Annotated in this window: 15 protein-coding genes; 7 read left to right on the top strand and 8 right to left on the bottom strand. The window is 74.2% G+C overall.

Annotation, left to right across the window (positions count from 1 at the left end; translation table 11 throughout):
* Positions 1 to 7: 7 nt before the first annotated feature.
* Positions 8 to 664 (bottom strand): NADPH-dependent F420 reductase, encoded by a 657-nt coding sequence (locus HC031_RS15980; RefSeq protein ID WP_167926112.1) that lies wholly within the window; start codon positions 662 to 664, stop codon positions 8 to 10.
* 92 nt (positions 665 to 756) lie between these two features.
* Between HC031_RS15980 and HC031_RS15975 the strand changes: the two genes are divergently transcribed.
* Positions 757 to 1,128: a winged helix-turn-helix transcriptional regulator gene (locus HC031_RS15975; protein WP_167926111.1), complete on the top strand. Its 372-nt coding sequence runs from the start codon at positions 757 to 759 to the stop codon at positions 1,126 to 1,128.
* A 65-nt stretch (positions 1,129 to 1,193) separates the two neighbouring features.
* Here HC031_RS15975 and HC031_RS15970 read toward each other — a convergent pair whose 3' ends face one another.
* The gene (locus HC031_RS15970; RefSeq protein ID WP_167926110.1) at positions 1,194 to 1,946 is read right to left on the bottom strand and encodes an SDR family NAD(P)-dependent oxidoreductase; all 753 of its coding nucleotides are present in this window, start codon (positions 1,944 to 1,946) and stop codon (positions 1,194 to 1,196) included.
* A 178-nt stretch (positions 1,947 to 2,124) separates the two neighbouring features.
* Here HC031_RS15970 and HC031_RS15965 point away from each other — a divergent pair, with 178 nt between their 5' ends.
* Both HC031_RS15965 and HC031_RS15960 read left to right on the top strand, forming a co-directional pair.
* Positions 2,125 to 3,363: an MGDG synthase family glycosyltransferase gene (locus HC031_RS15965; RefSeq protein WP_167926109.1), complete on the top strand. Its 1,239-nt coding sequence runs from the start codon at positions 2,125 to 2,127 to the stop codon at positions 3,361 to 3,363.
* 28 nt (positions 3,364 to 3,391) lie between these two features.
* The gene (locus HC031_RS15960) at positions 3,392 to 4,309 is read left to right on the top strand and encodes a DMT family transporter (protein WP_167926108.1); all 918 of its coding nucleotides are present in this window, start codon (positions 3,392 to 3,394) and stop codon (positions 4,307 to 4,309) included.
* Here the strand turns inward: HC031_RS15960 and HC031_RS15955 are convergent.
* The 3 genes from HC031_RS15955 to HC031_RS15945 are packed head-to-tail and all read right to left on the bottom strand — an operon-like array spanning position 4,304 to position 6,360.
* Entirely contained in the window at positions 4,304 to 4,978 is a 675-nt protein-coding gene (locus tag HC031_RS15955) for a DedA family protein (RefSeq protein ID WP_167926107.1), read from the bottom strand. The genes HC031_RS15960 and HC031_RS15955 overlap by 6 nt on opposite strands.
* Positions 4,979 to 5,020: 42 nt before the next feature.
* Positions 5,021 to 5,962 carry a cation diffusion facilitator family transporter gene (locus HC031_RS15950; protein WP_167926106.1) on the bottom strand — a complete coding sequence of 314 codons (942 nt, stop codon included), beginning with the start codon at positions 5,960 to 5,962 and terminating at the stop codon, positions 5,021 to 5,023.
* Positions 5,959 to 6,360 (bottom strand): ArsR/SmtB family transcription factor, encoded by a 402-nt coding sequence (locus HC031_RS15945; RefSeq protein WP_205862808.1) that lies wholly within the window; start codon positions 6,358 to 6,360, stop codon positions 5,959 to 5,961. The genes HC031_RS15950 and HC031_RS15945 overlap by 4 nt, the downstream gene beginning before the upstream one ends.
* Positions 6,361 to 6,505: 145 nt before the next feature.
* Here HC031_RS15945 and HC031_RS15940 point away from each other — a divergent pair, with 145 nt between their 5' ends.
* Entirely contained in the window at positions 6,506 to 7,330 is an 825-nt protein-coding gene (locus HC031_RS15940) for a YsnF/AvaK domain-containing protein (protein ID WP_167926105.1), read from the top strand.
* 21 nt (positions 7,331 to 7,351) lie between these two features.
* On the opposite strand, the gene HC031_RS15935 is transcribed toward HC031_RS15940, so the two are convergent.
* Entirely contained in the window at positions 7,352 to 8,329 is a 978-nt protein-coding gene (locus tag HC031_RS15935; RefSeq protein ID WP_167926104.1) for a YhjD/YihY/BrkB family envelope integrity protein, read from the bottom strand.
* 96 nt (positions 8,330 to 8,425) lie between these two features.
* Between HC031_RS15935 and HC031_RS15930 the strand changes: the two genes are divergently transcribed.
* Positions 8,426 to 9,013, top strand: coding sequence for a hypothetical protein (locus tag HC031_RS15930; protein WP_205862807.1), 588 nt, complete (start codon positions 8,426 to 8,428; stop codon positions 9,011 to 9,013).
* A 7-nt stretch (positions 9,014 to 9,020) separates the two neighbouring features.
* Positions 9,021 to 9,923, top strand: a complete 903-nt coding sequence (locus HC031_RS15925; RefSeq protein ID WP_167926103.1) for a DMT family transporter — start codon at positions 9,021 to 9,023, stop codon at positions 9,921 to 9,923.
* Between the two features lie 9 nt (positions 9,924 to 9,932).
* On the opposite strand, the gene HC031_RS15920 is transcribed toward HC031_RS15925, so the two are convergent.
* The gene (locus HC031_RS15920) at positions 9,933 to 11,555 is read right to left on the bottom strand and encodes a hypothetical protein (RefSeq protein ID WP_167926102.1); all 1,623 of its coding nucleotides are present in this window, start codon (positions 11,553 to 11,555) and stop codon (positions 9,933 to 9,935) included.
* 9 nt (positions 11,556 to 11,564) lie between these two features.
* Complete coding sequence (locus HC031_RS15915; protein ID WP_167926101.1) at positions 11,565 to 12,353, bottom strand: phosphatase PAP2 family protein; 789 nt, start codon at positions 12,351 to 12,353, stop codon at positions 11,565 to 11,567.
* 178 nt (positions 12,354 to 12,531) lie between these two features.
* Between HC031_RS15915 and HC031_RS15910 the strand changes: the two genes are divergently transcribed.
* On the top strand, positions 12,532 to 14,358 hold the full coding sequence (locus HC031_RS15910) for a 1-deoxy-D-xylulose-5-phosphate synthase (RefSeq protein ID WP_167926100.1): 1,827 nt from the start codon (positions 12,532 to 12,534) through the stop codon (positions 14,356 to 14,358).
* Position 14,359 lies beyond the last annotated feature (1 nt).

Here is a 14,359-nt window from a genome sequence, read left to right as displayed (position 1 = left end):
CCCCGCATCAACCGACGGCCGCCGCCAGTGGCGGAAGCATCGCCCGCGCGTCGTGGCCGCCGAACCACAGACCGATGGCGAACACCGCGGTGGCCTCCAGGTACCGGGCCCGGGCCAGCCCGCCGGCGGCGAGGGGCTGGAAGCCGAGGTCGGCCACCAGACCGGCAACCGCGGCCACGGCGTGCGGGTCGTCGCCGCACACCGGCACGGCGAGCTTCCGCCCGCCGTCAGCCGGGCCACCCGCGCGCCACACCTCGGCGGCGCACACGTTGAACGCCTTGACCACCTGTGCGCCGACGGCCAGTTGGGCGACGCGTTCGGCGAATCCGTCGACGGCCAGGACCACGGAGCCCGGTGGGTCGTCGAACGCTCCGGCGGCGAACGCATTCGTACAGTCGATCAGCGGGCGCCCGGCCAACGCGCCGTCGAGCGCACCGGCGTGGCGCAGCGCCTCGGGGACGCCGGCAGCGGGTACCGCCAGCAGGGTCACCACGCCGAACTCCGCCGCCTCGCGGAGCCCTCCGCACTGTGCCCCGATACCCGCGGCCAGTGGGTCCACTCTGTCCGGAGAGCGTCCCCCGACCATCACGTCGTGGCCGGCTCGGACCCAGCCCGCACCGAGAGCTTCGGCCATCTGTCCCGCGCCGAGGATTCCGATCCGCATCTCGTTCCTCCCGTCGTCGACAACGTCGAACAGCACGTTAGGTGGGCCGTTACGCACTCCGCGGTTCGTATCGCGCGGGGGAAACTGTGGTCATGGCAGACGACCAGGACCCTTTCGCCTCCTACGGTGACTTCGTCGCCGACTGTCCGGCCCGCCTGGCGGTGGACCTGTTCGCGAGCGGCTGGCTGCCGGTGGTGGTCTACACACTTCGCGCCGGGCCCTTGCGCCCGGGCGAGCTGCGCGGCCGCATCGGCGGCATCAGCCACAAGGTTCTGACCCAGACGCTGCGGCGCATGGAAGGCTACGGCCTGGTGCAGCGCCGCCGGTACGCCGAGGCGCCACCGCGCGTGGAGTACGAGCTGACCCCACCCGGCCGGGACCTGCTCGTACCGATCTACGCCCTCGGCCAGTGGGCCCACCGGCACGCCGAGACGGTCCTGGGCGCACTGGACAGCGCCACGTGACGGCCCGGCGTTGGGTTATCGACGTTACGAGGCGGCGATAACGTCGATAACCCACCGCTGGCTCCTCAGCCGAACCAGGCGGCGAGCTGCCGGTACAGTCCGGGCATGGTGGCGCGCACCGCCACGGGCAGGCGCAGCCAGCCGGGTGCGTACCGCTCGGCCCCGCCGGCGGCGATCTGGTCGACCAGCAGGTCGGCGACCCGGTCGGCGGGCAGTGGCTGGGGAAGGGCGCGCTCGTACGGCCGGCCCCGCCGCGCGAAGAACTCGGTGGCGACGACGCCGGGCACGAACACGCCGACGCCCACGCCGGTGCCGCGCGCCTCCAGCCGCAGACTCTCGGCGAACGTGTCCAGGCCGGCCTTCGTGGCCGCGTACACCGCCTCACCCGCCACGCCCGTACGCCCGGCGATCGAGGTGACGTACATCAGGTACCCGCAGGCCCGCGCCAGCATCCCGGGCAGCAGCGCCCGGGTGAGCCGCATCGGCGCGACAAGGTTGACCGCGACCAGCCGTTCGATGTCGCCGGCGCCCATGGCCTCGAACGGGCCGGCCCAGCCGATGCCGGCGTTGCAGACGACGATGTCGACCGCCTCGACGAGCCGGAGCGCCTCGGCGGCCAGCCGGTCCGCCTCGCCCGCGCCGGCCAGGTCACCCACCAGCGGGATGCCGCCCGTACGTTCGGCCAGCGCCGCGAGCCGGTCCCGGTCGCGGCCGTGCAGCAGCAGCCGTGCTCCGGCGTCGGCCAACCGCAGCGCGCTCGCCCGGCCGATGCCCGACGACGCGCCGGTGACGAGCGCGACGCGCCCCGAGATCCGCATGCGCCCGGCGATTCCCCGATTACGGCCGCCCAATCATGTCGACGATTGACTCCCTCCCGCCGTGGTGCCCGGTGGGTAACGCTGCTGCGCGCGCGACGGGCCAGCGACGCGCAAGGAAGAGGCTGATCGCACCGGACGAGCGTGGTTAGTCCGGGCGCGTGGTGGTAGAGCCGCTTGCGTGTCGACACTCGAGCATGACCCGACCGGCGGCGCACCGGGACCTCGCGTCGTCGTGATCTCAGCCAGCGCCGGCGCCGGGCACGACGGCGTGACCCGGGAGCTGGCCGACCGGCTACGCGGCCTGGGCTGCCGCGTCGACTGCGCCGACCTGGCCGACGTCATGCCGTGGGGGCTCGGCCGGCTGCTGCGCGGGACGTACCACGGGCTGCTGATCCGGCTGCCCTGGCTGTACGACGGCCTGTTCACGATCGGCTGCCGGTTCTCGGAGGCCGCACCGGCCACCCGCGGTCTGCTACGCCCGGTACGCGGCCGCATGCTGTGCTCCCTTCCCCCGGACACCGGCGTGGTCGTATCGGTCTACCCGATCGTCAGCCAGGTGCTCGGCCCGCTGCGCCGGGAGGGGCTGCTGACCACGCCCGTGGTGACGTACCTGACCGACTTCGCCGTCCACCCGATCTGGGTCTCGCCGGGCGTCGACGTCCACTGCGCGGCCCACAAGACCAGCCGCGCCCAGGCGGTCGCGCTCGGTGCGCGGGACGTCCGGGTGGCCGGCCGGGTGGTCTCACCCCGGTGCCGGCCTCCGTCGGCCGCCGACCGGCGCCGGGCGCGCGACCACTTCGGCCTGCCGACCGGCGAACGCCTCGCCCTGCTCGTCGCCGGCTCGTGGGGCGTGGGTCAGGTGGCGGCGGCGGCGCGGGAGATCGCCGCGACGGGCGAGGCCGTACCGGTGACCGTCTGCGGGCGCAACGCTGCCCTGTACCGCCGGATGCGCCGCGCACGCACCGGGTACGTCTTCGGTTGGGTCTCCGACATGCCGGCGCTCATGCGGGCCGTCGACGTGCTCGTGGAGAACGCCGGGGGCCTGACCGCGCTGGAGGCCATGGCGAGCGGGCTGCCGGTGCTCACGTACCGCCCGATTCCCGGGCACGGCAAGGCCAACGCGGTCGCGATGGCGGAGGCCGGCGTGGTGCGGCTGGTGCGCCGCCGCGACGAGCTGGGCGCCGCGCTGGCGGAGCTCGCGGACGGCGTACGGGCCGGACGTCAGCGGTCCGCCGGGCTGGCGCTGTTCGAATCCGACCCGGCGGCCGTGATCGCGTCGATCGCGCGCGGCGCGGATCCGACCACGGCGCGCCCGACCCCGGCGCCCACGGCCACGGCAACGGCGCCCACGGCCACCGCGCCCACGGCGACGGCGCCCACGGCCGGCGCGCCCACGGCAACGGCGCGCCAGCGGTGACGGCGGCGATGCGGGGGCTGGCTGGCCCATGAACCTGGTCGCGCTCCTCGCGGCGCTCGGCTCGGCCGCGTCTTTCGCGGTGGCCTCCGCGCTGGAGCAGCGGGCGGCCAAGCAGCAGAAGCAGGCGAAGCCGCTGGATCCGCGGCTGCTGCTGCGGCTGGTGCGCGAACCGATGTGGCTGGCGGCCTGGATTCCGGAGGCGATCGGGACCGGCCTGCAGGCGGTGGCGCTCAACTTCGGGCCGCTCGCCCTCGTCGAGCCGCTGCTCGTCAGCGGCCTGTTCCTGGCCATTCCGCTGGAGGCCACCCTCAACCGGCGGCCGGTCCACACGCGGGATTTCGGCGTCGTCGCGCTCGGTGGCGCGGGCCTGGCCGCCTTCCTGGTGGCCGCCCGGCCGCAACCGGGGCTGGACGAGCCGTCGGTCGCCGGCTGGCTCGGCGTCGCGCTCTGGGCGGGCCCCGTCCTGGCGGTCTGCCTCGCCGTGGGCTGGCAGACCCGCAACTCCACCCGGGGCGCGGTGCTCGGCATCGCGACCGGCCTGCTGTACGGCATCGGCGCGTCCCTGCTGAAGACGCTGACCTCGGAGCTGGCTCACGAACCGCTCAGCGTGCTCGCCCAGGGTCAGTTCTACGGGCTCGTCGCCGTGGGGTTCAGCGCGATCCTGCTCAACCAGAACGCCTTCCAGAGCGGCCGGCTCGCCGTGCCGCTCACCGCGATCACGATCATGGATCCGGTGACCGGCGTGGTCGTCGGGGTCACCGCGTTCCACGAGACGCTGTCGACCGACCCGGTACGGCTGGCCGTGCAGTCGGCCGCCGCCGTCGCCATGGCCGGCGGCATCTGGCTGGCCAGCACGAGCCGCCCGGACGGCAACCGGCAGCAGGCGGCAGACTCGGCGCGTACGGCGACGACACCGTTCCGTCCGGGCGGTGAGCACGCGTCATGAGCGCTCGTCGACGGCGGAGCGGTCGCCGGGGTCGGGCGCCGGCCGCCGGCGTCGTCTCCGCTTGATCACGTGCAGCGCCGCGACGCCGCCGACCAGCGCGATCAGGGCGCCGATGGCGTACCAGTGGTACCGGTGGATCGTGTGGTAAACCGCGGCGGCGTGGACGCCGGCCGTGTAGCCCACGGCCGACCACAGACCGACCCACAGCGCGGCGCCGAGCGCGTTGCAGGCCAGGAACCGCTTCCACCCCATCTCGTTGATGCCGGCGATGACGCCGTTGAACTGGCGCAGGCCGTCGATGAAGCGCGCGATGACGACGATCAGGCCGCCCCGGCGGGCGAAGAACCGCTCGGCCCGGTCCAGCCGCTCAGGCGTCAGCCGGACGTACCGGCCGTACCGGTGCACGAGGCGGTGGCCGCCGATGCGGCCGATGGCGTATCCGATGTTGTCACCGAGGACGGCGACGACGAACGCGACCGTCGCGACGGCCACGATGTTGAGGCGCCCGGCGCCGGCGTAGACGGCGGCCGCGATGATGATCGTTTGACCGGGGGCCGGTACGCCGAAGCTCTCCACCCCCACCAGCCAGGCGATCGCGAGGTAACCGTAGCGGTCCAGCAGCGGCGCGACGTGCCCGAGGAAGCCGGGCAGCGGCTCGGGGTGCGCCATACCCTCCAGCCTGCCTCACCACCGCGTCGCCCCCGGACGCGGTCAGCGGTGGGTGGGGTGTTCGTGCGTGGCGTGCCCGGCCGGCTCGAACTGGAACGTGCTGTGCGCGACGTCGAAGTGACCCGCCAGGCACTGCTGGAGCCGGTCGAGCAGGACCGGTAGCTGCCCGTCGCGGAAGCACCCGTCGTCGACAACGACGTGTGCGGTGAGCACCGGCAGGTCGCTGGCCACCGACGACGCGTGCAGGTCGTGCACCTCGCGTACGCCCGCGAGCGCGAGGATGTGGGCCCGTACGGCGGCCAGGTCCACGCCCTTCGGCGTCGCCTCCATCAGCACGTCCACGGTTTCGCGCAGCAGCCGCCAGGTGCGGGGCACGATCATCGCGCCGATCAGCAGGGAGGCGACCGCGTCGGCGCGGGTCCAGCCGGTGTACGCGATCACCACGGCGGCGGCGAGCACCGCCCCGGCGCCCAGCGCGTCGTTGACGACCTCCAGCAGCGCGGCACGGATGTTGAGGTTGCCGCCCCGCACCCGCGACAGCACCGCGATGGACACCGCGTTGCCGGCCAGGCCGATCGCGCCGAACACCACCATCAGCCCGGACGCCACCGCCGGTGGCTCGAGCAGGCGGCGGACCCCTTCGGCGAGCACGAAGCCGCCGACGGCAAGCAGGACGGCGGCCTGGGCCGCGGCGGCGAGCACCTCCGCCCGCCGGTACCCCCAGGTGCGGGTGTCCGTGGCCGGCCGACCGGCGAGCACGGCCGCGACGAGCGCCAGCGCCAGCCCGGCGACGTCGGTGAGCAGGTGGCCGGCGTCGGCGAGCAGCGCCAGCGATCCCGACAGCAGCGCGCCGACGACCTCGACGGCCAGGATCGCCGTCGAGATCGCCAGCACGATCGCCAGGGGTCGGCGCGGCCCGCCGGCCGGCAAGCCGTGGCCATGGCCATGGCCGTGCCCGTGCCGATGGCTCTGGTCGCCGTTCACCTGGACACCGCCGCCGGGCGATCACGGTCGCCGCCGGCCGGGCGATCACGGTCGCCGCCGGCCGGGCACAGGGCCACCGCGTTCCCGGTGGCGGCCAGCAGCTGCTCGGCCGCTGCCAGCACGGCCAGCAGCTCGGGGCGGCTCAGCCGGTAGAGCATCTGCCGGCCCACCGGCCGGCCGTCGACCAGGCCGCACCCGCGCAGGCACGCCACGTGGGCCGACACGGTCGACTGGGCCAGCCCCAGCGCCCTGGTGAGGTCGACGATGCGCCGCTCGCCCCGCGCCAGTTCGTGCACGATCGCGAGCCGGGCCGGATCGCCCAGGCCGCGGAACAGCGCCACGGCCGGCGACAGGTGGGTGCCACGGCCGGAATCGTCGTCGCCTGCTGTCATCGCCATGAACCGATGATAGGGCCGTGCGGGCGGATCCGCCGCCTCGCGGCGCCCGGCAGGAATGGGCGCCCGCATGTGGTGAGCCCGCAACCCGTATGGGTAGCCGAACGTGAGCAAAACTGCACAGCCGCCACGGAAGGACGCAAAGGCGATGTTGCGCACGGAAGAGCTTCAGCGCGTGGCCGGACACGACGTGTACGACCGCAATGACGACAAGATCGGGTCCTTCGGTCAGATCTTCGTGGACGTCGACACCCGCGAGCCGGAATGGGTGTCCGTACGGACCGGGCTGTTCGGGCTGAAGGAGTCGTTCGTTCCGCTGGACGACGCGGAGATCACGGGCGAGACGCTGCACGTGCCCTACGAGAAGGACCAGGTCAAGGAGGCCCCGAAGATCGAGCCCGAGGCCGGCGAACTCAGCCCTGACAAGGAGCAGGAGCTGTGCGCCTACTACGGCAACCTGGGCTGGCACTCGCAGCACGAGGGCGAGGCCGCCGCCACCGGGGCGGCCCCCGGCACCGGCGTCCGGGAGCGGACCGAGCGCGACCGGGAGCGCGGCGGGGAGGCGATGACCCGTTCAGAGGAGCACCTGCGGGTCGGCACCGAACGGGTGGAGGCCGGTCGGGTCCGGCTGCGCAAGTACGTGACCACCGAAGAGGAGCAGGTCACGGTACCGGTGGAGCGCGAGGTGCTGCGCGTCGAACGGGAGCCGATCAGCGAGGCCGAGCGGGCGACGGCGGCGACCGGTCCCGAGTTCACCGAGTCCGAGCAGGAGGTGATCCTGCACGAGGAGCGCCCGGTCGTCAGCAAGGAGAGCACACCCGTGGAGCGGGTACGCCTGGGCAAGGAGAAGGTCGTCGAGGAGCAGACCGTCCGCGGTGAGGTCCGCAAGGAGCACATCGAGGAGGAGGTTCCCGGCGAGACCCGCGCCGAGCAGGACCGGCCCGGCGAGGAACGCTCCCCCCGCGGCAAGTGACCGCGCGGCAGGACAACCCGGCTACGACGGTGGCCGGGAGAGATCCACGGCCACCGTCTCGAAGCCCTTGAACCGCTGCGCGGCCACGTACATCGCGTACACCCGCCGGTCGGCCTCGGTCAGGTCGACGTCGTCGGTGAACGGGGTGAGCAGCGCCCGCGGCCACAACCGGTGGTCGGCCACCATGTTGATCTCGGCCGCCAGCATCAGCACGAACGCCTGCAGGTAGATCCACGCGAGAGCGGCCAGGACCAGGCCGAACGCGCCGTAGAGCGCGCTGGCGTGGCTGAGCCGGCGGGCGAGGTAGCTCGCACCCACGGTCTGCAACGCCAGCCAGGCGGCGGCGGCGATCAACCCGCCGACGATCACGTGGCGGGTCCGCAGCTTCCGCGCCGTCAGCAGCTGCATGGCCGTGGTGAACAGCCCGGCGTTGATCCCGAACGACAGGAGGTAGCCGACGATCCGCACGCCGGGCCCCAGCCGGATCACCGTGCCTGCGGTCGACACGAGCGTCGCGACCGCCGTCGACAGGACCACCGCGCTGCCGAGCAGCAGCAACAGCCCCAGGCTGCGCAGCCGGGACAGTAGCGGGTTGGGCTGCTCGTTGCGCGGTACGCCGTAGATGCGGTTGAACCCCGCCTGCGCGGCCTGCATCGCGCCCAGCGCGCCGTAGAGGGTGCCGAGCACGCTGAAGGCCAGCCGCGTGCCGCTGCCCCGGAAGCCGCCCACGTTGTTCCGCAGTTCCGACCCGATGACCGGGAGGTCCTTGAGGGCGGACTGGACGAGCCGGTGCTGCAGGTCCGGATGGGACTGCAGAAAGAACCCGAGCGCGCTCAGAAACAGCAGCAGCAGCGGGAACAGCGACACGAACCCGTAGTAGGTCACCAACGCCGCCAGGTAGGGGCCGCGGTCGTCGAAGAACTTGTAGATGACCGCCAGCGGGAACCCCAGCCAGGTGTGCTTGCGCTGGTAGCGGTCCAACCGGCCGACGGCGGTCACGGGGGCACCCCTACCCGCCACGCCACCGGACAGGCGCGGTGTGAAGCCGCGCCCGGCGGGTAGCCGGCGGCCCGCCGACGCGGGAGGAGACGACGGATGCGGGTTCTGCTGGTCCACCCCAGCGGGTTGATGTACTCGGAACTGTTCCTGAGGTTGGAGCCGCTCGGGCTGGAGCGGGTCGCGGCCGCGGTACGCAACGCCGGCCACGCCGTACGGATCGTGGACCTGCAGACGCACAGCGGACCGGAGCTCGCGGAGGCGTTCACCCGCTTGTCCCGTCGCCTGACCACGCTGGACTACCGGCTGTTCGACATCCAGCACGCCGTGGTTCCCACCCGGCTTCCACTGCGCGAGTTCTACCGCGAGCTGGTACGTACCCAGGCGGTCATCAACCGCAAGCACCTCGGTGTCGCGGCGCTGGCCAGGACCGCCGGCCTGGTCGCCGGGCACCTGCTGCGCGGCCAGACGAACTTCGCCCGCATGCTGTGGAAATTCTCCCGGGTGTACGACCCGCAGCGGCTCTACGCCGAGCACCACCGGGCGGTCCGGTACGAGCTACCGGCGCCACAGCGCCACGCCATCGCGCCGGGCGACCGGCGCCAGCTCTACATCCACTCCCGGCCCGCCGGGCACGGCGGCGCGCGGCCGTCGACCGATCCCCCGCCGGTCACCAGCCGGTCCTGAGCGTGTCGTGGACATCGTCGCCGTACCCGCCGCGTTCGGCTCGGCCATCTGTTTCGCCATCGCGTCCGCCCTGGAGCAGAGCGCGGTCAAGCAGGAGAAGACATCCCGGCCGCTCGACCCGCGCCTGATCGTACGGCTGGCGCACCGACCGAGGTGGCTGCTGGGGTGGGTCCCGGAGGCCGGCGGCACCGGCCTGCAGGCGCTCGCGCTCAACTTCGGCGCGCTCGCGCTCGTCGAGCCGATCCTGATCAGCGGACTGTTCCTGGCCATTCCGCTGGCGGCCGTCCTGAACCGGCGGCGGGTACACACCCGGGACTTCGGCGTGGTGGCGCTCGGCGGCGTCGGCCTGGTCGCGTTCCTGGTGGCCGCGCAGCCGCGGGACGGCGTACCCCAACCGTCGCTGGCCGGCTGGCTGGGCGTCGCGCTGTGGACCGTGCCGGCGCTGGCGGGATGCCTCATCGCCGCCTGGCGGGTGCAAGGTCCCGCCCGGGGCGCCCTCCTCGGCGTCGCCACCGGCCTGCTCTTCGCCACCGGGGCCTCCCTGCTCAAAACCGTGTCGGCGAAGGTCGCCACCGACCCGCTGTCGGTGTTCACCACCTGGCAGTTCTACGCGCTGGCCGTGGTCGGCGGCTGCGCGATCACCCTCAACCAGAACGCGTTCGAGAGCGGCCGCATCGCCGTGCCGCTCACCGCCATCACCATCACCGACCCGTTCGTCAGTGTCGCCATCGGCGTGACGGCGTTCCACGAGAAGGTCTCCACCGGCTGGCCGCACGTCGGCGTGCAGGTCTTCGCCGTACTCGCGATGGTCAGCGGGATCGTGCTCGCCGGCAGGAGCCGGTCGGAAAGGCGCGACCGCAGCGGCCGCGAGGCCCGCGCCCGGTCCGCTCAGCCACGACAGCCGGGCTGACCGGTCCGCTCAGCCACGACAGCCGGGCTGACCGGTCCGACCCGGCCCGCCGGCATGGCGGCCGGACCGCCAGACCGGGTTGAGCTCCGGCCGCAGGGCCGGCGCCTGCCAGGCCGCCGCGGCGCGCTGGGCCAGCGGGTAGTAGCCCACGCGCGCGCCGCCCGGCGTCGCGCCGTCGAGGAAGGCCACCACGGTGCGCTGCACGTCCGCCCGGCCGTACAGGGTGCCGTGCAGGCCGGTCACCCGTATGACGGGGATGCCGGACGGGCCGGCCGGCGGATCGACGACCGCGCTGTCGGTGGACACGAAGGCGATCATCCGTACGCCGGGCACCGGGCAGAGCATCCGGTCGCGGTAGAGCGGGCCGTCGTCGAGCAGCGAGCGGAGGAGCGGCTCGTCCGGGCTCAGCCGCGCGCCGCTCGTCGCCCGTACGACGGCGATGATCGCCCGTAGCTCCCATCCGGTCGCCACACCCCAGCCCGACCCGGCTCCCGGCGGCGGGTAGTACCCGCGCGACGGTTGCGGCAGCGCGTCGAGCTGCACGGCCGCGTCGACCGCCGGGTGCGGGAAGGTCTCCAGGTACGTGCGGACCACCAGGGTCCCCTCGCTCTGCGCGATCAGCGCCACCGGCCGGCCGGTCCGCGCGTGCACGGCGGCGACCTGCGCCGCGACCCGCCGGGCGCTCAGCGCCAGCGACTGGTGGGTGCTCGCGGCGTCGTACGGCAACGGCCGGCCGTTGCCGTCCAGGCCCCGGTACGAGTACCGCACCAGCGGCAGCCCGGCCCGCCGCGGCCGGCCGTCGTAGACCGAGTCGTAGCCGGCGACGTACATCAGCGCCTGGTCGGGTGCGCGCAGACCGTGCGCGGTCAACGGCGGCGGCGGGCGCGCGGCCGCCGCCGACCCCAGCGGCGCGAACACGCTCATCGCGGCGATGCTGCCGACCGTCAGCACCATCGCGGCGGGAGCGACCGGCACCCGCGCCAACCGCGGGCGCGCCGCCACCGCGGCGGCGACCAGGCCGTACCACAGGACGGCGTTCAGCGCGCCGAGCACGGCTGACACCGGCACGGTCCACCACCCCGGCGTGACGCCTGCGATCACCGCGTCCACAGTGAACAGCGCGAACCCGGCCACGCCCCAGGCCAGCGCCGGCAGCGGCGGCAACCCCCGCCACCACCCGCCGGTGACACCGCCGCACTGCAGCACCAGGGTGAGGAGCACCAGCGGCGGCGCCACGCCCACGAGCAGCCACGACAAAGACGTCACCGACGCCGCCGCGGTCACCGCGGCCCACGGCGCGAGCGCCACGACCGCGAGGACGGTGAACAACAGGTTGACCCGCAGCAGGCCGGGCAGCGACGGCGACGGCCGGTCCGCCGGCCACGCGGCGGCCACGATCGCCGTGGTGAGCAGGGCGCGCACCACGATGCCGGCGGCCACCTCCACGGCGAAGGCCGGCCAGGAGTCGTGATAGACGACGATCCACCGCAGGTCGTGGAAGACGCCGACCGGCGCCGGGGCGCTGGCCTGCGGCGCCAGCGCCGGCGCGAACCCGCCGGCGCGCAGCGCGAGGGCCTCCACCCCGGCGGGCGCCGCGGTCAACGCGACGAGCGCCGGCAGCCGGCGCGGCACCGCTGCGCGCTACCCGGGCCCGTCGGCGCCAAACCGTCCGGTCTGCCGGACCTCCTCGGCCGGCCGGGGCGGGCGGGCCGGCCGACGGTCGAGCGTCGCCGGCACCGGGATGCTCCCCCACGGGATCCGCAGGCTCAACCGGATCAGCACGAACCCCAGCAGGAAGCCGGCAACGGAGTCGGTGAGCCAGTGGTAGGCAATGTACGTCGTACCGATCGCGACGAGCACCGGCGGCACCCACCGCAGCGCGGTCCGCGTCCCCGCGGCCAGGTACGGCGCCAGCAGCAGCGCGAGCGTGCCGTAATAGACCATCCCGTTGTTGACGTGACCGGACGGGTACTCGACGTACCCCGGGCCGCTGAACAGCGCCACCGGACCGTAGTGCGGGCTGCCCCGCTCGGTGTAGATCTTCAGCGGCACGATCGACGCGGTGGTGAGGATCGGGGCGAGTCCGGCCGGGCCGATCGGGCGCACGCTGCGGTGCCGCCACGCCAGCGCGAACCCGACCAGCAGGGTGAAGACCATGACCGGGCCGCCCTGTCCGAGGAGGTCCAGGACGAGAACCAGCCAGCGGACCGGCGCCGGCCGGTGCGCGTCCACCCAGTCGCGTACCGCGAGGTCCAGGCGCAACAGCGCGGGTACGTGCACAAGCGCGACGGTGAGCCCGGCGAACCCGGCAGCGGCGAGCGCGTCCGGCCACCAGCGCGCCGGCCGCATGGCCGCGCGGGATCCGCACCAGCGGGGGTCCGCCGACGACCAGGCGACACCGAACCAGCGTCGTTGCCCACGGTCATCCATTGTCGGGTCATTATCCGCTCCTGCCGGCGTAACCACCCGTCCGCGCCACCGGCCTGTTTGACGCCACGCGGTCCGGGGTAGCGCGGCGGCCATGCGGGTGCGCCGGGCGCGTGGCGAAGACCGAAGCGAGCCGTCACCAGATACCGCGACGACGGCGATCGGAGATGCGGAGGCGACGATGCCGATTCTCGACCTGATCGCCGAACCGGCCGACCTCGCGGACCTCGACCATGACCAGCTCACCGCGCTCGCGGCCGAGATCCGGGCGTTCCTGGTGGAGTCGGTCTGCCGCGCCGGCGGGCACCTCGGCCCGAACCTCGGCGCGGTGGAGCTGACGATCGCGATCCACCGGACGTTCCGGTCCCCGCACGACCGGATCATCTTCGACACCGGTCACCAGGCGTACACGCACAAGATCCTCACCGGGCGCCGGGACCGGTTCGGCACGCTCCGCCGCGCGGGCGGGCTGTCCGGCTACCCGAGCCGCGCGGAGTCACCGCACGACCTGACGGAGAACTCGCACGCGTCGACGGCGCTGTCGTACGCCGACGGCCTGGCGCGCGCGTACGCCCTCGACGGCTGCGACCGGGCGGTGGTGGCCGTCGTCGGCGACGGCGCGGTCACCGGCGGGCTGACCTGGGAGGCGCTCAACAACCTGGCCGTCTCGCCGGGGCGTGTCGTGGTCGTCCTCAACGACAACGGCCGCTCGTACGGGCCGACCGCCGGCGGCGTGGCCGCGCACCTCGCGCGGCTGCGCGGCGGCGACCGGACGCTCGGTGACCTGTTCGGCGCGCTCGGCCTCGGGTACCTCGGCCCGGTCGACGGCCACGACCTGCCCGCGCTCGAGGCGGCGCTCGCGCGCGCCCGTGACAGCGGCCGCACCGTCGTGGTGCACTGCGTGACCCGCAAGGGGCTGGGCTATCCACCCGCCGAAGCCGACGAGGTGGACCGGATGCACACCGTGCCGGTCATCGACCCGGAGACCGGCCACCCGGCCCGGTCACCCGGCCGGACCTGGACCGACCTTTTCGGCAGCGAACTGCTGGCCCTCGGCGGCGAACGCGAGGACCTGATCGCGGTGTCGGCGGCCATGACCGCGCCGACCGGCCTCACCGCCTTCGGGCAGGCGTTCCCCGAGCGGCTGGTGGACACCGGCATCGCCGAACAGCACGCGGTCACCGCCGCCGCCGGCCTGGCGCTCGGCGGCAAGCATCCGGTCGTGGCGATCTACGCGACGTTTCTCAACCGCGCCTTCGACCAGGTGCTGCTCGACGTGGCGCTGCACCGGCTGCCGGTCACGTTCGTCCTGGACCGAAGCGGCATCACCGGGCCCGACGGCCCGAGCCACCACGGGATGTGGGACCTGGCCGTCCTCGGGGTCGTTCCGGGCCTGCGCATCGCCGCGCCCCGCGACGCTACGACGCTGCGCGAGGAGCTTCGCGAGGCGGTCGGGCACGGCGGCCCGACCGTCGTGCGCTTCCCGAAGGCGGACGTGGCCGCCGACATCCCGCCGGTACGCCGGGTCCGCGGCCTCGACCTGCTCCGCCTGCCCAGCCGGCCGCGGACGCTGCTGGTCGGAGTCGGCGCGCTGGCCGGCACCGCGATGGCCGCCGCCGACCTGCTGGCCGCCGCGGGCGAGGAGTGCACCGTGCTCGACCCGCGCTGGGTACGCCCGATCAACCCGGCGCTCGCCACCCTCGCCCGCGCCCACCGGCTCGTCGTGACGGTCGAAGACGGCGTGCGCAGCGGCGGGGTCGGCGCGGCGATCGCGCAGTTCCTGTCCGACCGGGAGGTGCCCACGCCGGTGCGCGCTCTCGGGCTGCCGACCCGGTTCGTGCCGCACGGCAGCCGCGACGAGCTGCTCAGCCGGTACCGGCTCGACCCGGAAGGCGTCGCCGCCGCCGTACTCGACGCGCTGGCGCGGCCGCAGAGCGCCGAGCCGCACCCCTGGCCGGGCCGCCCGCTGGCCGCCCGCGCCCCGGTCAACGGGTCGGTGAACGGGTGAG

Origin of the sequence: Planosporangium thailandense (assembly GCF_011947195.1) — a bacterium.
In the GTDB taxonomy this organism is placed as follows: domain Bacteria; phylum Actinomycetota; class Actinomycetes; order Mycobacteriales; family Micromonosporaceae; genus Planosporangium; species Planosporangium thailandense.
This window is presented reverse-complemented; position numbering and strand designations above follow the sequence as displayed.